Origin of the sequence: Longimonas sp., assembly GCF_046498435.1 — a bacterium.
Taxonomy (GTDB): Bacteria; Bacteroidota; Rhodothermia; order Rhodothermales; family Salinibacteraceae; genus Longimonas.
In genome coordinates, this window is sequence record NZ_JAWOAR010000021.1 from 1 (window position 1) to 17,712 (window position 17,712).

General features: G+C 59.3%; 15 protein-coding genes and 2 pseudogenes. 4 read left to right on the forward strand and 13 right to left on the reverse strand.

The genetic code is table 11. The annotated features are described in order from the left end of the window. The 6 genes and pseudogenes from ccoG to R6U20_RS00820 form a co-directional block, all read right to left on the reverse strand. Positions 1-1,525 (reverse strand): cytochrome c oxidase accessory protein CcoG (gene ccoG, locus R6U20_RS00795; RefSeq protein ID WP_410335969.1); only part of this gene is annotated, 1,525 nt, incomplete at its 3' end. 71 nt (positions 1,526-1,596) lie between these two features. Next, entirely contained in the window at positions 1,597-2,253 is a 657-nt protein-coding gene (locus R6U20_RS00800) for a cytochrome c (protein ID WP_410335970.1), read from the reverse strand. Further along, positions 2,250-2,453, reverse strand: a complete 204-nt coding sequence (locus R6U20_RS00805) for a cbb3-type cytochrome c oxidase subunit 3 (protein WP_410335971.1) — start codon at positions 2,451-2,453, stop codon at positions 2,250-2,252. The genes R6U20_RS00800 and R6U20_RS00805 overlap by 4 nt, the downstream gene beginning before the upstream one ends. 12 nt (positions 2,454-2,465) lie before the next feature. Further along, on the reverse strand, positions 2,466-3,209 hold the full coding sequence (ccoO, locus tag R6U20_RS00810) for a cytochrome-c oxidase, cbb3-type subunit II (protein WP_410335972.1): 744 nt from the start codon (positions 3,207-3,209) through the stop codon (positions 2,466-2,468). 285 nt (positions 3,210-3,494) lie between these two features. Next, a pseudogene (gene ccoN, locus R6U20_RS00815) lies at positions 3,495-4,919 on the reverse strand (cytochrome-c oxidase, cbb3-type subunit I); the annotation flags it as partial. A gap of 550 nt (positions 4,920-5,469) precedes the next feature. Further along, positions 5,470-6,369, reverse strand: coding sequence for a universal stress protein (locus R6U20_RS00820; RefSeq protein WP_410335973.1), 900 nt, complete (start codon positions 6,367-6,369; stop codon positions 5,470-5,472). 543 nt (positions 6,370-6,912) lie between these two features. On the opposite strand from R6U20_RS00820, the gene R6U20_RS00825 reads away from it, so the two are divergent. From R6U20_RS00825 to R6U20_RS00840, 4 genes and pseudogenes are all read left to right on the forward strand, one after another. Then, positions 6,913-8,892, forward strand: coding sequence for a PAS domain S-box protein (locus R6U20_RS00825; RefSeq protein ID WP_410335974.1), 1,980 nt, complete (start codon positions 6,913-6,915; stop codon positions 8,890-8,892). Between the two features lie 54 nt (positions 8,893-8,946). Then, positions 8,947-9,600, forward strand: coding sequence for a response regulator (locus tag R6U20_RS00830; RefSeq protein ID WP_410335975.1), 654 nt, complete (start codon positions 8,947-8,949; stop codon positions 9,598-9,600). Between the two features lie 64 nt (positions 9,601-9,664). Beyond that, entirely contained in the window at positions 9,665-10,603 is a 939-nt protein-coding gene (locus R6U20_RS00835; protein ID WP_410335976.1) for a universal stress protein, read from the forward strand. A gap of 235 nt (positions 10,604-10,838) precedes the next feature. Continuing rightward, positions 10,839-10,916: pseudogene (locus R6U20_RS00840) on the forward strand (MscL family protein); the annotation flags it as partial. A 224-nt stretch (positions 10,917-11,140) separates the two neighbouring features. Here the strand turns inward: R6U20_RS00840 and R6U20_RS00845 are convergent. The 7 genes from R6U20_RS00845 to R6U20_RS00875 form a co-directional block, all read right to left on the reverse strand. Further along, positions 11,141-11,659: an RNA-guided endonuclease InsQ/TnpB family protein gene (locus R6U20_RS00845; protein WP_410335977.1), complete on the reverse strand. Its 519-nt coding sequence runs from the start codon at positions 11,657-11,659 to the stop codon at positions 11,141-11,143. Positions 11,660-11,842: 183 nt separating this feature from the next. Beyond that, the gene (locus tag R6U20_RS00850; protein WP_410335978.1) at positions 11,843-12,763 is read right to left on the reverse strand and encodes a hypothetical protein; all 921 of its coding nucleotides are present in this window, start codon (positions 12,761-12,763) and stop codon (positions 11,843-11,845) included. A gap of 17 nt (positions 12,764-12,780) precedes the next feature. After that, on the reverse strand, positions 12,781-13,308 hold the full coding sequence (locus R6U20_RS00855; protein ID WP_410335979.1) for a hypothetical protein: 528 nt from the start codon (positions 13,306-13,308) through the stop codon (positions 12,781-12,783). Positions 13,309-13,385: 77 nt separating this feature from the next. Next, the gene (locus R6U20_RS00860; protein ID WP_410335980.1) at positions 13,386-14,183 is read right to left on the reverse strand and encodes a PspA/IM30 family protein; all 798 of its coding nucleotides are present in this window, start codon (positions 14,181-14,183) and stop codon (positions 13,386-13,388) included. 159 nt (positions 14,184-14,342) lie between these two features. Continuing rightward, entirely contained in the window at positions 14,343-15,692 is a 1,350-nt protein-coding gene (locus tag R6U20_RS00865; protein ID WP_410335981.1) for a thymidine phosphorylase, read from the reverse strand. Positions 15,693-15,872: 180 nt separating this feature from the next. Further along, positions 15,873-16,112: a 50S ribosomal protein L31 gene (rpmE, locus tag R6U20_RS00870; protein WP_410335982.1), complete on the reverse strand. Its 240-nt coding sequence runs from the start codon at positions 16,110-16,112 to the stop codon at positions 15,873-15,875. 145 nt (positions 16,113-16,257) lie between these two features. Continuing rightward, positions 16,258-17,229 carry a hypothetical protein gene (locus R6U20_RS00875; RefSeq protein ID WP_410335983.1) on the reverse strand — a complete coding sequence of 324 codons (972 nt, stop codon included), beginning with the start codon at positions 17,227-17,229 and terminating at the stop codon, positions 16,258-16,260. Positions 17,230-17,712 lie beyond the last annotated feature (483 nt).

The window sequence follows — 17,712 nt, forward strand, 5'->3', positions numbered from 1 at the left end:
CGTCGATCCCACGGCCTTGGAAGAGAGGGTGGAGGCGACCTTGGGCGACGAAATGGCCTGGGCGTGGGGAGGCGCCGCAGCGGCGATGCGGCTGGTGGGGCATTACCGAGGCCGAGACACCGTGCTGCACGTGGGTGATGCGCTCCTCGGTGCCGTCGTCGAACTGCACGAGGATTGTTACTTCGCGCTCGTTGCTCAGGGCATCGGGCGGCACGATGATCCAGGCTTCGGTGCGCTTCATTTCTTGCGGCGCGAGTGTTGTTTCGCCAGTGCCCACCGGATTCACCTGCACGTTGGGGATGCCTTCGGCTCCAATGCTGAACCGAGCCTCGGTGGCGGTTTGATTGCGCACCCGTACGCGGATGCGATTGGCAATGCGGTCATCGGGCAGTTCCATAAACGGCTGTCCGCCCGCTCGTGCCACATTGATATCATACGACGAGCGCGTCCACAGCAGGCCAACAAAGAACACCGTAAGTGCAAGCAGCACGCCGCTATAGAGCAGCGTACGGGGGCGTGCAATCTTAGTCGGTTCGTCGTTGAGTGCTTTCTCGGAGGTATACTTGATGAGCCCCGGCTCCCAGCCCATCTTGTCCATAATGTCGTCGCATGCGTCGATGCATTGCGTGCAGGCCACGCACTCCATCTGCAAGCCATCGCGGATGTCGATTCCGGTCGGACAGGTGCGCACACACGCCCCACAGTCGATGCAGTCGCCGAGCTCCGAGCGGTCTTTGCCGCGCCCACGTGGCTCGCCGCGGTCTTCGTCGTACGACACGATGAGTGAATCCGGATCAAGCAAGACCGACTGGAAGCGCGCGTACGGGCAGGCGATGGTGCACATCTGCTCGCGGAAGAACCCAAAGTCGTACAAGATGAGCCCAGTCGTTCCCGCCATCATGAGGAAGTAGCCCCAGTTCTCGCGCGGGTCGCTCTGCATCCAGGTGAGCAGGCGGTCCCAACCGACGAAGTAGGATACGAACGTATGAGCCAGCACCAATGAGAGAACAGCGTAAACCCCCCACTTTGCGGTCTTACGCCAGGCCTTGTCGAACGTGAGGGGGCCTTCATCGCGGCGTTTGCGCACATGCTCAGCGCCTTCGATCCACCGCTCAATGGGCCGATACACGAACTCGAGGTAGACCGTCTGTGGGCACCCCCACCCGCACCAGATACGCCCAAACACCGCTGAAATCAGGATGATACTCACGAGCGTGCCCAGCAGGAAGCCAAGCAAGAGAAGCGTATCAGTGGGGTAGAAGGTGGTGCCAAAGAGCGTGAACTCACGCTCCATCAGATCCAGAAGCACGGCGGGCTTCCCATTGATTTGGATCCACGGCAAGCTTACAAAGAAAGCGATGAGAGCCCAGCCGATGGCCAGGCGCCACCAGTAGTAGAAACCCTTGCTGGGAGTTGGATAGAGCCAGCGGCGGTCGCCATCTTGGTCCATGGTCGAGAGCACCGCTTCTGGCGAATCCAGAATGCCTACGTCATCGGCGTCGATAAATTGGTCGTTGCGTGCCATGGTATGTAGAGGTTACTGCGTAGCGCGAACAAACGCGCCAAAAGAGCAATGGGTGAGGACGGCTCAGCGAATTAGCTTTCCTCTTCGTAGCGCTCCCCCTCAGGATCTTTGGCGTCAGACGGGTCGGTGCCCTCAATGGATCGAATGAATGCAACTACTTGTGCACGCTCTTCGGGACTGAGGTTCCCCTCCCAGGCGGGCATGCCGGCATCCGACACGCCATCGGTGAGCACGTTAAAGAGGTCCACGTTGCTTCCGCCGTGCAGATAGTACTCGTCGGTCAGGTTCGGGCCAATATTGCCCTGGCCCTGATCGCCGTGGCACGAGGCGCAGTTTTGCATGTAGATTTCGTTTCCGGCCTCCACATGCTCATCCACGCCTACGTACTCGGCAATTGAAGCTTCAGTCACTTCAAACTCATTGCCGCCTTCCGACTCGGCATGGGCCTGGCGCATCATTTCGATCTCTTCGATCCCCTCGGCCAGGTCGTCTTCGTAGGTATTAATCCAGTCGAAGTAGGTGATGCCCACAACGTAGACCACCGAGAACGCGACGGTAGCCCAGAGGAGCCAGATCCACCAGCCGGGCATAGGATTATCGTACTCCTGAATGCCGTCGTAATGGTGGCCCTGCATGAGCTCGTCGGAGGTGCCCCCATAGAGCACCGAGCCCTCGGAGGCATCTGAGCGGGAACCAGAATCGGGGTTGGGAGGGTCAGTGCGACTCATGATGAGGATCCGTTTTGGTGAGGCGAGGCGTCGTCGTCAAGCGGAATGTGTTTGGCGTGCTCCCGAAATTCCTTCGGCATCCAAAAGGCATACAGCACAATCATGCAGAAGGCAAACACGAAGGCCAACAGGCCAATTTCGGCGAGAGGGCCCGTTTCGAGGGTGCGAACGGCTTCTTTCCACATGGCAGCAGGGGGCAAGGTGAAAAAGCATTAGTTGGAGCGGGAGGCGGTAGATTCGTCCTCGTCGCCCAGTTCGTTTTCTACGTCAGGGGCTTCCTCGATGTCGGTACCCAGGCGTTGCAAATAGGCCACCAGCGCCACGATCTGCTTTGATTCAAGATCCTCTGGCCCCCCCTGCTGTTCGATGGCTCCCGCGATCTCAGCGGCCTGCTCTTCAGCCCGTTCAGTGGCCTGGGCAATCTCGTCGTCGGAGTAAGGAGTGCCCAGCGACCGAAGCGCACGCAGCTTACGCGGCAGCACATCGAGGTCCACCTCTTTTTCGAGCATCCATGGGTAGGGGGGCATGACCGAGCCGGGGCTGGTCGAGCGTGGGTCTTCCATGTGGCGCACGTGCCACAGGTGGGGGTATTTGCCGCCTACACGGGCTAAGTCGGGACCGGTGCGCTTTGAGCCCCACAGGAAGGGGCGCTCATAGACTGTTTCGCCAGCGCGCTGGTACTCGCCGTAGCGCTCCAGTTCGTGCCGGAAGGGGCGCACGGCCTGCGAGTGGCAGCCCACGCATCCTTCCGCAATGTAGATATCGCGCCCGGCCAGTTCGAGTGGGGTGAATGGTTCGACCGTTTCGATGCGCTCGGCAGCCTCGTCGGCCAGCATCAGTGGTACGATCTCTACCAGGCCACCGACCAGGATGGCGATCGTTGTTAGCACAGTAAATACGAGCGGCCACCCTTCGAGCGAGCGGTGCATCCCGTCTTTGTCGATGAAGCGTCCCATAATACAACGAAAAAAGCGTCAGTGGGGGAAGGAGAAGGAAAGCAACGAAGTCGATTAGTCGTCGTCGCCGGGCGTAGGCAGTTGTACCTTTTTGGTACCGGGACGCGGTTTGTCGTCATCGTCGTCATTGTCCTCGGCCGTTTCGGTATCAGACGCCGTTGCCGTATCAGGGGTAGGCGTTGTTGCACCATCGCCTTCGGCATCGGCCCCGGGCGCGCCATCGCCGCCCATCTGTGCAGCGATCGGCTTACGGGCTGTAATCTGTGCTGCATCGGGAAGCGTGTCGGGCGCATTACGGATTGTCATGATGACGTTGACGACGAGCATCACCATACCAGCCAGGTAGAGGCTGCCGCCAATGAAGCGGGCCCAGTACATGGGGATGACCTGTACCACAGTTTCCATGAAGTCGGGATACATGAGGCTTCCTGCGTCGTCGAAGGCACGCCACATGAGGCCCTGTGTGATCCCAGACACGTACATCGAAATAACATATACCAGAATGCCAAGCGTGCCAACCCAGAAATGCGCATTGGCGAGCTTATCGCTCCAGAGCGGCGTGCGCCACAGGCGCGGCAAGAGCCAGTAGATCATGCCAAAGGTCATAAAGCCATTCCATCCAAGCGCCCCTGAGTGCACGTGGCCGATCGTCCAGTCGGTGTAGTGCGTGAGGGCATTTACGCTCTTTACTGAAAGCATGGGGCCTTCGAACGTGGACATGCCGTAGAAGGTGATGCCGACCACGAACATCTTCAGCACCACGCTGTCGCGCAGCTTGTGCCAGGCGCCCCGCAGCGTAAACAGTCCGTTAATCATGCCGCCCCAGCTGGGCATCCACAGCATTACGCTAAAGACCATACCGACCGTGGCCGCCCATTCAGGCACCGCGGTGTAGATGAGGTGGTGCGGCCCCGCCCAGATGTAGATGAAAACCAGACTCCAGAAGTGCACAATGGAGAGCCGGTACGAAAAGACCGGACGCTCGGCGGCCTTGGGCAGGAAGTAGTACATCAGCCCCAGGAACGGCGTCGTGAGGAAGAAGGCCACCGCGTTGTGGCCGTACCACCACTGTACCAGTGCATCTTGCACGCCCGAATAGATCGGGTAGCTCTCAAACGCGCCTACCGGAATGGCCAGGTTGTTGCCAACGTGTAGCACCGCAATGGTGACGATCGTGGCGATGTAGAACCAGAGCGCCACGTACATGTGCTTGACGCGCCGGTTTTTGAGTGTCGCAAAGAAGTTGATCGCGAATACGATCCATACCACCGCAATAGCAATGCTGATGGGCCACTCCAGCTCCGCGTACTCTTTACTGGTTGTGTATCCAAGCGGAAGCGTAATCGCGGCGGATACGATGATACCTTGCCATCCCCAGAAGTGGAAGCGGCTCATCCAGTCGCTGTACATGCGCGTCTTACAGAGACGCTGGGTGGAGTAGTAGACTGCGGCGAATATGGCGTTGCCCGCAAAGGCAAAAATCACCGCGTTGGTATGTAACGGACGCAAGCGTCCAAACGACAGATACTCACCCAGGTTGGCTTCGGGAAACGGAAGTTGCAGGGCCAGAAGCAGCCCCACCAGCATCCCAATGAGGCCCCACACCACCGTAGCAAGCACAAACAGACGGGTGATCTGCTCATCATAGGAGAAGACCTCCACATCGTCTTGGCGCACGCGGGGCGCCTGGGTCGTGGCGGAAGAAGACATAAAACAAACCGAACAGGCTGATGATCGAGAGGCGAGCAAGCATCGGTAGCAAGGTGCTAAGACACGCGTGCGTAGGATGACAGACGAGTTACGTCTGTCGTGTAATACATCTGCACATCGTCATGTGGGGGATCTCCCGATGCTGCAAGTTTCCCCAAAGAGCTATATGCGTTATAATGCGCAATCCGGGCTGCAGGAGGGGAGGTTCCCCTCTGCTTTTCTGTCATTCTGAGCAGCACAGCGAGAGCAGAGCGTCGTGGAAGGGCGGAGGGGCATGTCTGTGATCGGAAAGAAACCGGAAGGTCATTTCGGGTGGGGATCTCCTCCAGTGGAAGCAAGGCGACTAAAATGAAGGAGGCCGCCGTATGCACGTATCCGTTGCTCCGTTCATGTACTCCGCTCGTATTTCGACTCCTGCCAACCGCTATCAGCATACACTCAAAAATGAAAGCCGGTGCGTCACCGTTTGGGTCACGCGTACATAAATGTTACAACCGGCCTCATCCAATCACAAGGGCCACACACAGCATATGTGTGAAAAGATGTTTTTTCATGATGATACTGTTTGCGAGGAGGGGGTGCGGGTTGGCGTATCTACCAGACTATGCGTAGCGGGACGGGTGATGAGTACTGCACAGGTGGTGCGCCGTAGCACGTTTTCGGTGAGGGTGCTAAGGGCAGGCTTGTGCTCGGGATGGTGCGTGGCGGCCAGCACAATCAGGTCGGCCTGCTGGGCCTGAACCGCCCGCGTGATAGCACTAACCGGATCGCCCTGTTCTACATGTATGTGCGTAGACGCATGAGCCGAGTAGGCCGGGTGGGTATGGCGATGGTACCATGTACGCAGGCGACGCTTAGCCACGCGCGGCGTGCCAGCAGCATCGTCGAGGGCCAGCATATCAGTCCGCGTAAGTGCTACGTACTGCCGGCGTGCTAAAACGTGGAGCGCATGAAGCTCGGCCTCACAAAAGTCGGCAATAGCCTCGGCATGATGCAGCGTAGGCACGGCCTCTTTGGTCATGTCAGTAGGAGCCAACACCCGGTCAAACGAGGTGGCCGCCGCATGCGGCAGGGCGAGGATCGCCGCTGTTGTGCGGGCTACTATGGGCTGCACCTTCGCACACGAAAGCAACGGCCCAGCAGCGCACTCGTCTGGCGGCGTAAGCACCACCAAGTCAACATCGTGCTGTGCCACGTAGGCCTGCCAGGCGGTTTGGGGAAACGCGTTCCGTGTATATGCATCGGTGCGTAGATCAAGCGTGGCATGAGAGGCGGCCAGCGCCTGTATCTGCGCCCGCACCTCCGACTCAGGCCGGGGCAGGCGTCCTGGCCACGGGGTTACATGAAGGGGGATGCCAAGGCGCTGTGCCCAACGCACAACAGAACGCACCGCAGAAGGCGCGGCCTCAACAGATGAGAGCGGATATACAATGGAACGAGGAGACCACATAGCCGATCAGGAATAACGAGCGAGCAACGAACCCTGGATCCTGTTAGACGTGCTGCAATGCGCATGCTAACAGCGACCTGCCTGTGCCCATGACCCGTGCCATCGGAAAACCGAATCGGAAAACCGATGCAAGCAGTGCACGGTAGTATCTAATCACGCCACACGTCGCCTCCCGTGTTGTAAGCAGGTCGCGTGCCAGGCATGTGGGGAAACTGTGAACCCCTTTGTAAGGGACGGCCCCACAGGGGGATCGGGGCTGCTCGTACACGCTGTGTTGGTGCTTGCGGGGTACGGTAGATGCTGCGAATTTCGTTTCTTGACGGCTGCATGGCCACGGGTGTATGATTCGAGCGCGGAGAGGCCATTGTATAAGCCATCCCGCAGCATCCCTCTGCGCTTGCCATCCCTCTGCGCTTGCATTGACGACCATTGACGACCATTGACGACGCAACAGCGCTTGACCTCTCATCATTCCCCTTAACCACCTGCAGATGACGAAAGCGTATCTGCTGAGCACCCCTCTACACTCGTTCCGGTACCCTTATGAACACGCTTCTTGTTGGCCCTGACACTGACTCTCGCCGTGCGCTTGCCCGTGCACTCGAACGGCGCCAGTATGCGGTTACGTCAGTGCCCAATACGGAGGCCGCTACGCAAGCGGTTGAAACCGCATTGGTGGAGCTTGTTGTGCTCTGCACGCCGGGGGGCTCTGCTACCTCGTGGGTTGAAGCCAGGCGCAACTCCGGAGCCGATATGCTCATTATGGCGGTAGCGCCGCGCGCTTCGCGCCAGCGTATCCACGCGCTCTTTGCAGCTGGGGTCGACGACTGTATCGTAACGCTGAGCGACGGCAGCCACCTCGACGTGCGGCTTAATACGATCGAGCAGTACCACCACGCGCGGCCCGTGCACCGCACTGATTCATCGGACGTGTCTACCGCCACTCATGCGCAGGCTGTTGTGGCCGATGTAAGCCGCCGGGCCCTCTCCGAAACCGATCTCGATGTGCTCATGGCGTATGTGGCGCATGTCGTGCCGGTGCTCCTCGGGGTTGACACCTGCAAGATTCTGGAGCATCAGCCCGAGCAGCACGCGTTTACGCTGCGCGCTGGATCGGGGTGGGCGCGCGAGTACATCGGTACCGCCTGCATCCCGGAACGCTACGACGGCATGCTCTCGCAAGCCGGGTACACCCTGGCATCGGATACGCCTGTGGTAGTGCCAGACCCGAAACCGACCGATTTCACGTTTCCCCCGCTGCTGGCCGACCATGGCATGCAGAGCGGAATCAGCGTCGCTATTGCCAGTTCTCCCGAACCCTTTGGCGTGCTGGGGGCTCACGCTCACGCCCCACAGTCGTATAGCGACCAGGCCATGTTCTCCCTGCAAGCTATTGCCAATGTGCTCGCCGGTGCCGTGGAGCAAACGCGTACGAAACGCGCGCTACAGGTGAGCGAGGCTAACGCCCGTGCCATTCTCGAAACCACCGTGGATGGCATCATCACGATTGATGCGGAGGGCCACATCGAGTCGTTCAACAAGGCCGCCGAAGATATTTTTGGATACGATGCGGACGCAGTCATTGGCAAAAATGTGCGCATCCTCATGCCCGAGCCCTACCACGATGAGCACGACAACTATCTTCAGCGGTACCACGAAACCGGGGAGCAGCGCATCATTGGCATTGGGCGCGAGGTAACCGGGAAGCGCAAAGACGGCTCCACCTTTCCGATGGATCTGGCCGTGAGCGAGGTGGAGCGCCACGACCGCATTACGTTTACCGGTATTGTGCGCGATATTTCGGAGCGCCGCCGCCTGGAGCAAGAAATCCTGAGTATCAGCGAGCAGGAGCGCCGTCGCATTGGGCAGGACCTGCACGACGGCCTCGGGCAGATGCTCACGGGCACGGGCTTGCTGCATAAGAACCTGGCCGACCAGCTCCAGCGCGAGGACCACCCGATGGCCGAGGAGGCTGCCGAGATCACCGACCTCATTCGCGATGCCGACCAGTACGCCCGCGATCTGGCCCGTGGCCTTACACCAGTCGATCTGGAGGCCAGTGGCCTGTCGGAGGCGCTGCGCCGCCTTTCGGACAACGCCCAGCGCCTGTTCGATGTGCACTGCGTGTTCGAGGAAACCGGCACGACGCTCGTACACAACAGCCAGGCTGCTACGCATCTGTATCGCATCACGCAAGAAGCCGTGAGCAACGCCGTGCGCCATGGCAAGGCCGAGCGGATCCGCATTATTCTGGCCGGCGGCCCGCATCAAGTGCGACTGCGTGTGCACGACAGTGGGAGCGGATTCGACCAGGAACGGGCCCAGAACGGTGGAATGGGGCTGCGTATCATGAAGTACCGTGCGCGTATCATTGGCGGCACCTTCGACGTAAGCACCGCCGTGGGCGAAGGGACGACCGTTACCTGCACGCTCCCGCGCACAGCCGATGCACCGTCCTCCGGCACATCCGCTTCGGATTCCTCGAACGGCTCATCATCCCCTTCCGCGGGTTGCCCGGTTTAGCCGGCTGTTGACCAGCCTCATTCCCTGCTTTCCTCCGTTATTTGTGTTCCCGTTATGACGCATTCTATTATCATTGTAGACGACCATCCGCTGATGCGTAAAGGACTTACGCTGTCGCTCAACAGCGAGCCCGACCTGGACGTGGTAGCGCAAATGGAAAGTGCTGAAGAGGCGCTGGAGCAGATCGACGACCTCATGCCCGACCTGGCCATCGTCGATATTTCGCTTCCGGGGATGAGCGGTATGGAATTGCTCAAACACTTGCAAGCGCGCCACGAAGGCATCAAAACGCTGGTGGTGTCGCGCCACGATGAGGTGCTCTACGCCGAGCGTGCCATTCGTGCTGGAGCGCGAGGCTACGTTATGAAACTGGAAGCTGCCGACATGATCGTGCAGGCCGCCCGCCAGGTGCTGGGCGGCGGCATCTATGTAAGCAACGAGATCAACGAGCGCCTGCTCTTGAGCATGGCCGAAGGCGGACGCGAACGCCTCATGCAGTCGCCGCTCGAACTGTTGTCGGATCGCGAACTCGAAGTGTTTGAACTCACGGGCAAAGGCATCAGCACCCGCGATATCGCCGAGCGCTTGCATCTCTCCGTAAAAACCATTGAGTCGTATCGCGCACGCATCAAAAACAAGCTGAACCTGGAATCGGCCACCGAGTTGATGCAGCGTGCCGTGCAGTGGGTCGAAAACGAAGCCGGCTGACCGCTGCTGTTTCTCGTGCCTCTGACCCTATTTCCGCTTTCCCACACCCATCACCCGCACGCCCATGCTTACTGTCGATCATATTCTCTTTCCGACCGACTTCTCCCCTTGTGCTGAAGAGGCCTTTGAGCATGCCATCCACATGGCAAAGCACACCGGCGCTACCGTGCATGTGCTTACCGTAGTGGGCGAAGATTCGGATGACCGCCCAATGGAGTACCTGCCGCTCGAAGAATCCGAAGACGGCTCCAGCCTCTACTACGCCCCGGGTCCCGACGACGAGCAAGGCACGCCCGTGCCTGTGGTCTATCACCAGATCAACGGCCGCTCTCCTGCCGATGCCATTGTGCAGCGCGTAGTGGAGAGCGATATCGGCGTGGTGGTTATGGGCACGCACGGACGCCGTGGGGCCGAACGCTTGCTTAGCGGCAGCGTGGCCGAAGAGGTCGTGCGCCGCGCCGCCTGCCCGGTCTTTACCGTGCTCTGCCAGGCCGCCGATACCGACGCCCCTGAACTGCCCGAGGCACAACCGATTGATCGCATCCTGGTGCCGGCCGATCTGTCGGAGCACACCACCAATGTGGTAGCCCACGCGCATGGGCTGGCTGCCCTGTACAAGGCCGATATCCATCTGCTGCACGTGGTCGAAGACATTGCGTATCCCACTGTCTATGGCATTGACCCCATGACGCCCGTCTTGCCCGACATTGTGGAGCGCGCTAAGACATCGCTGCAACGCTATGCCGCGCCTCTGCGTCAGGCCGGCTGTGCAGTAGATACGCACGTCATTACCGGATACGCCGCTCACGACATTGTGGAGAAAGCCACCGAGCTCGACTGCGATCTTATTCTCATGGGCACCCACGGACGCACTGGCCTGAAGCGCTTTCTGATTGGCAGTGTGGCCGAGAAGGTGGTCCGCCGCACGCCCTGCCCGGTCTTTATCGTGAAGAGCTTTGGCACTCCCATTGTGGATAACGAGGCGGCGTTCGACGTAGCATAAGTACCTGGCTTACGGCTGGCTACGTCTGAGTATAGAAGCCTGAGTATAGAAGCCTGAGTATAGAAGTCTGAGTATGACGGGCTGCTTACAGGTCTGATTTTATTGCTGGCGCATCGCTCTATGGCATAGCTCATCGCATAGCCCAGTTGTTTTTCAGGGAGGCAGTGCCTTTCATGCACTACGCATTCTACGCACAACCCCCTGAATCCATGCTTGATGAGTTCAAAAATTTGCGATGCGCGGGAATGTCATTGATATGGCTGTCGGCATCATTATCGGGGCGGCCTTTGGCACCATCGTCCAGTCCCTTTTGACTTCTCCCCCGGCTAAAAGCCGAGAGATTCTTCACGGGCTTCTCTGCCCTTATCCCACGGGTCTGCCCGCCTGCCTACCGAAGCAGGTCTTACCAGCGGTCGCCGGGTTACACCGTTGCGGTTGGGAGCCTGTCGGCTCGGTTCGCATGTGCGGACGATACCGCACTCCGGTGGGCGAAGCCATCTCGCCAGCTACTCGGAGAGAGGGATCTTCCGATCCGTTCTACCCGAGATACTTCTGTCGGATATTGGCTGCACCTACCAGGTCCCTGTGTCCTTCAAACCCACACGAACAGATATACTCTCTTCCGTGTGGCTTATGTCTGCTCCCGCAAGACGGGCAGGTCTGAGACGTGTAGGCTTCACCGACGCGCTTCACGGTCATTCCGTGCAGTCGCGCCTTATACTTGATCATGTGTACGAACTCGCCGTAGGCCCACTGGTGGAGCCTCTGGTTCGCCTTCGATCCGTAGTCCAGACCATTTCGGATTCCTGTCAAGTCACCTACTACAACCGCTCCGACTCCTGTCTCATGCAGAGTCTTTACCAATCGCGTGGACTGCTTGTGCAGGAGATCCTTGATCTGGTTTCGGATCGTACTCAACTGACGGTTCTTGGCTCTGGCCAGTCGTTTCCAACGTCTACTGCCGCGTTCTTTCCGGTCAATCTTTGAGCCTTTCGGCTCTTTGTTTTCTTCGACCTTGTACTGGCACCGCCGCCTACGATGAAGAGGTGCCCGCATTGCGTGTCAGACATATCGATCAGGGCCACACGCTGCCCGCACTGCACGTCTGAGCTCGAAGATGCGCCCACCACGTAGTCCAGATCATCTCCCTGGTGCTCGGCCCAAGCCGTTCAGGACAGCACGGCACGCGTATCCATCGCGGGTCTGTTTCGGCGCGCCCGGCGGCTCTCGCGGGGTCGTCTACGCCCCGGTCTGCGTGCGCGAGGAGCGCGTGGAGCCTGGCGTAACATCGCCTGAGCCGGAGGAATCTGACTCGGGCGAACGGGTGTCAGACGGAGGCAGCGGCTCTTCCGAATCGAGCCAGTCCATCGCGTCGTCGAGGTAGGAATCGGGATCGCTAAACACGTTCTCGATCTCGCGGACATGCTCTTGCGCTTCTTCCACCTCCTGAAAGAGCGCGTCGAGCTGATGGGTGATCTCGTCGGGGTTTTGCAGCGTGTACGACTGTTCGTGGATGTACTTGGCCACGTCTTCTACCGTTTGCAGCTGGGCCTCAATCACGTCCAGGTTTTCGTGTGCCTTCTGGAAGCGCGCCAGCCGCCGCTTGAGCACCGTTAGGCGGCGCTCCTTCACAGCGCGCACACGCTCGGGCATGCCGTCGAGGCGCCCTTCAATGGATTCGATGGACTTCTTGATGCTGTTTTCGGTGGAACTGTCGATGGCTTCGCGGTGCCGGTCGCGCTGATGCAAGAGATCGAGGTACGAGTCGAGGATATCGTCGAGCTTGCGAATCGTACGCTGCACCAGCTGCTGCGAGGCGCTGTTTAGGCCGGCGTAGTTCGATTCGATTTCAGTGCAGAGCTTGCGCAGCCGGGCATAGCGCCGCTGCTGACGCCGGGTAAGGGCGCTGTATTTCTCTTCTTTGGTTGGTGGTTTCAGGCGCTCGGCCCGATGGTCGGCTCGCACCACGCGCTGAAAGCGCTCATTGCGCGGAAACGTCCCCAGAATCAGCAACTCGGTAGAGAGCACAAAGCCAATAAGCAACCACGTGGGCAGCCCGGTTGCCAGCCCCACGCCCACGGCAACGCTAAGCCCTACCGTAAGAAAGATAAGGTTCCATGGATGCAGAAAAGCTGCTTGTGTGTAGTTGGGTTCATCCATAGCAAGAGGGAGGGCAGTCAGGAGCGAGGCATGCGGCCAATGGTCTTCTCCGGGAGGTCATCGTCGGGGGCCGCATCGTCGGGCGAAGTGCTGGCCGATGCATCGTCAGCAGAATCGGGCGCGTCGGAGGGGGGCGCGTCGGCGTCCAGTTGGGCGCGCAGGTCGTCAAGCAGCTGCTCGGCGCGATACCTGCGCAGCGTGGTCTCGTCGTCAGAGCCATCGTCATCGCCGGGTCCATCGCTTCCGAGCGTGTCGGCGCTACGTGCGCCAGTGGCTGTGGGGGCGGCGGATGCGCCAGTCAGTGTATTGCGCAAAGCGTCGAGGCGAGCTTCAAGGCGGGCGGTATCCCATTGCAGCGCGTCGAGAGCCGAGCGATGGTCGTTAAACAGCGTTTGGACGCGATCCGTCATACGTGCTACAGTGCCCCGCCCGGCTTCCCGCTGCTCACGAAGTGCCGTCTGCAACCGGCGCAAGGTGCGCTTGGCCCGCAGGCGCTGCTTCTCGGCCTCTTTGATGCGATCGAACTCATCGTCGGTCATGGGCATGCCTACCGGTTCTGCTGCAAAAATATCTGACGAGCGGTCCCGTCATGATGGATCCAATCTAACGACGTGCGTCGGGGCTACTCCGACTGCGTGCGCTGCTGCTTGCCGATGGTTTTCTGCGGTTCACTTTCTTCGAGCTCGTCGGGCAGGTCGATGGAATCTTCCGACTCGGCGCTGCGGCTTTCCTTATCGCGCTCGGCACCTGCATTCATCTCCATTTTGAACTGGTCAACGAGCTCGGCAGCGCGTAGCTCCTCCGCATCTTCCTCGATCTGTAGCTCCTCCGAGTCCACCGAATCCAGCGCCAGCTCCATGCGGGCTTCGTTTTCGGCAGTCTCGCGGTTCAGCTTCTGGACCATCTCGTCGTGCGTCTGGTCGAGGCCCGTCACCTCGAACTGCTCCAGCGTATCCGCAATTTCAGACTGCCACTTGGCTTGTTCATGGGCACGCAGGGCATCTTGCGCCTCCTGGATTTTTTTCTCCTTTTCGCGCATGAACGACTTCTTCACCTTCAGCGCCTTCTCGTACGCCTTTTCGGCGTGCTGAAGCTGCTGCTGCGTACGCTCCATGCTCTCTTTCTCTTTTTCGAGCCGCATGGCGTACTTGCGCGCAATGTCCTCACGATCCGACTGGATCGCGCTTTTGATGCGTGAGGTGAGCTGCTGCACCTGGTCTTCGGATTTCTCCGCCTCCTTGCGCAGCATAATCATGTTCGCCTTGACCGTGGCGATGTTTTCGTTCATTTCGGGCACCTGGTCATTGAGCTCCCGAATGTTTTGTTCAAGAACCAGGCGGGGGTTTTCCATTGCGGAAACGGCTCCGCCAAAGAGAGAACGAATTGCTCGCTTAAAACGTGCCCAAATGGATAAGATCATAGCAATGCAGCCGGTTGGAAAGTAGCATGAGGCGGTCCATGTGCAACGGCAATCGATGAGCCGCTGCGTTTAGCCGTTCGAGGCAGGCCCGCTGATGGGGGACGTCTTGTGCATTTCTATCTACTATGCAACAACACAAATTGTTACGGTGCAAGCGGTCTACGCCTGACTCGCCCATCCATTGGGCGTGTAGCGGTCCCATACCGCCGCGCCGCGCTCGGGAGCGGCATCGCCCACGGTGTAGGCATTGCGCAGCGCCTTGGTGAAGGCATTGAGCTGCTCGGTGCGGTTGGTGTAGAGATGCGCCAGCACATCGCCGGGCGCCACCGGTTCGCCAATGTGCTTCTGCAAGGTAAGTCCAGCAGTCGGATCCACCGTGTCCTCCTTCGTACGGCGGCCTGCACCCAAATCCACAGCAAGGTGCCCAATTGCGAGGGCATCGATTTCGGTGACGGTACCGCGCATGCCCTGGGGAGCGGTGACGGTAGCCACGGGCTCGGAGTCGGGCCGCGTGCTGGGATCGTCGATGGCGGAGACGTCGCCGTCTTGTGCATCCACCAGCGTACGCAGGCAGTCGAGCGCCTCGCCGGAGGCGACGGCCTCTTGCGCCTGTTGACGTCCGGCTTCGGGCGTGTCGGCCACGCCGCCCAGCGCCAGCATTTCGCCAGCCAGGGCATAGGTGACCTCCATGAGCGGTGTGTCGTCGTGTGCGCCGCGCAGGCACGCCACGCTCTCGGCCACCTCGGGCCAGTTGCCTACCGCCCGCCCAAGCGGAGCATTCATGTCGGTGAGCAGCGCAACAGAGGGCGTGTCATGATCGTCGCCGATGGCTACGAGCGTTTCGGCGAGGGTCCGCGCATCGGCCTCCGTCTTCATGAAGGCCCCGCGCCCACACTTCACGTCGAGCACGAGCGCGTCGATGCCCTCGGCCAGCTTCTTGCTCATAATGGAGGCCGCAATGAGCGGAATGGACTCGACCGTGCCGGTCACGTCGCGCAGCGCGTAGAGCTTGCGGTCGGCGGGTGCCATCTCCTCGGTCTGCCCAATCAGCACAATGCCGATGTCGGTGAGCTGCTGCTTGTACGCTTGCATCGACAGGTCGGTGCGGAAGCCGGGAATGGACTCCAGCTTGTCGAGCGTACCGCCGGTGTGGCCCAGGCCGCGTCCCGACACCATAGGCACCGGTACGCCTTGCGAGGCCACAATCGGCGCCAGGATGAGCGACACCTTGTCGCCCACGCCACCGGTGGAGTGCTTGTCGACCTTGATTCCAGGGGTACCGCTCAGGTCGAGCACCGTGCCGGAATGCAGCATCGCGTCGGTGAGCGCTGCGGCCTCTGTATCACTCATCCCTTGCAGGAACGCCGCCATAATGAAAGCGCTCATCTGATAGTCGGGCACCTCGCCTGCAGTGTAGGCATCCACAAGGCGGGCAATGTCGTCGGGCGCTACGGGTTGGCCGTCGCGCTTTTGGGTGATGAGGGCAACAGGGTTTAGCGGCGTGCTCATGAAGCAAAGAGGTCAGGTGGTTAAGAACAAATTGGATGTTCGGCAGACGAAGCAGAACGAACTGCTCTACCATGCGCTGTAATATGCGCTGTAATATGCGCTGTAAATAGAAAAGGGCGGCCTGCCTACACAGGTCGCCCTTCCGACACAGCCCGAAGCGGTGTGCTTCGAGGCGATATGCTACGCGTCGTCGCTGTCCTCGTCGTCATCGTCGTTGTTGAGGCCGTAGCGCCGGTTAAACTTCTCAACGCGCCCAGCGGTATCTACAAACTGGCGCCGCCCGGTGTAAAACGGGTGGTTAGACGAATCGACATCGGATTCGTACGTCTCAGCATCTAACGTTGAGCGCGTTTCAATCGTGGAGCCGTCCGCGAGCTGGACGGTCAGCGACGTGTATTCGGGATGCAGATCTTTTTTCATGGCGTGAGCGGGGCCCTTAGCAATATCTGGGGTGCGGCTACAGTGTTCAGATCAATGCACACGGCGCGCCCGATCCAAAAGTTTCTACGCCGGTGCCTCATCGACACGAAGAGCCTGCTAAGTCTTCTTGTGCACTGCTACGTCGTCATGGCAACGCGTAGGGCACCTTACTAATTGTATACACCGCATCCTCTGTCTCCTCTGTCACGAGTTGCATAATGTGCGCTCCGGTAAGGTGAACAATCTGATGCTCAACGGTCTGGGCGGCTTGCTTCGTGCCGTTATGGTCGTACACCTGCACCCGCCATACGGCATCAGCACCGGTTCCACGCCGCGAAGCAACCACCACATGGTCATCCGTAACGTGCAGATGCTCCACGAACTCGATATCGCTCTCTACGATCGGCAATATGTTTTCCGGCTCGCTCAATGATTCAACCTCGCTGGAAGCTGGAAGCGCAAGGTCCATCTCAAACGAGGAAAAGCGCTCGGTTTCGCGGTTATATCGAATAATCTTAGGGGATAACGGAAGCGCAAAATACACCGATGCCCCATGCGTTTCCACAGGCGTTCGCACACTGAGCGGGACGGGAAACGAAAGCGGATCGAGGTCGGCCAATGTGAACGACGTCTCTACCACAACGGACCCTTCTGCAGGTTCATCCTCTGCTTCCTGTTCGCGCTCAACCCGGAAGAAAAGCGGCGTATCGGGCTCGGTCTGCGATGTGTACTGCCCCCGCGCAAGAAACAGGTTCGACTCGGTGCTCGCAAGCCCGGTGGTACGCCGCAGATCTGACGATTGTATCTGGCCGAGACATGCGCCCGATTCAGAATCGTACGCCAAAAGTCGTTGTTGACCACGATCAAGTGCGAAAAGCAGCGACGCGTATCGACTCGTGGTCAAAATCGACTGGTGTTCACAAGGCCCACGACCTTGCTCGCCAAGATCGGTTGCATACGCACCATCCACAAAAAGCGCAAGGCGTCCCGCACCGTCAGCAATAACCAGCGAGTCCTGCCCCACGGGTTCCACAAAATGGACGGCATCAAGGGGAGACTCGGCATCTTGAATAGGCACCTGCTGAGGGGCTCCTGTTTCGATGGATTGTGCATGCACGCCAAAAACCAGGGAGCCCGATAAGAACAGAACGATCAGTACAACGCTTGACACACGCGTAGCCATTATGTGGATTCTATGCTGAATACTATGATAGTAGTATTGCAAGTATACAAACTGTAGAGCATAACAGTCAAATGCAATGGGGGCCACATGCCGCAGGGGGTTGCTTGCATCTCCGGCGGACAACAGGAGCAGGATAGATCCAACGCTAGACAGACGTAGTGTCGTGTCACACCTGAATGTTCGGGTTGCAAGGTTCCCCATTCGTATGCTGTCATCTTGAGCGAAGCAACTGCGCCTAGCAGGTGCGGAGTCCTGACACGAGCGAAGCGACTGATGAACGCAGTGAATAAAGATCTCCACCAAGGTTGGCAGGATCCCCTGTCCCGCCGTATCTTCTGAATGACAAGGAGATGGTTCGACTGCGCTCACCATGACAGACTTCGTGGGGGCTGATTGCAGTGCAACCATCAAAATGAG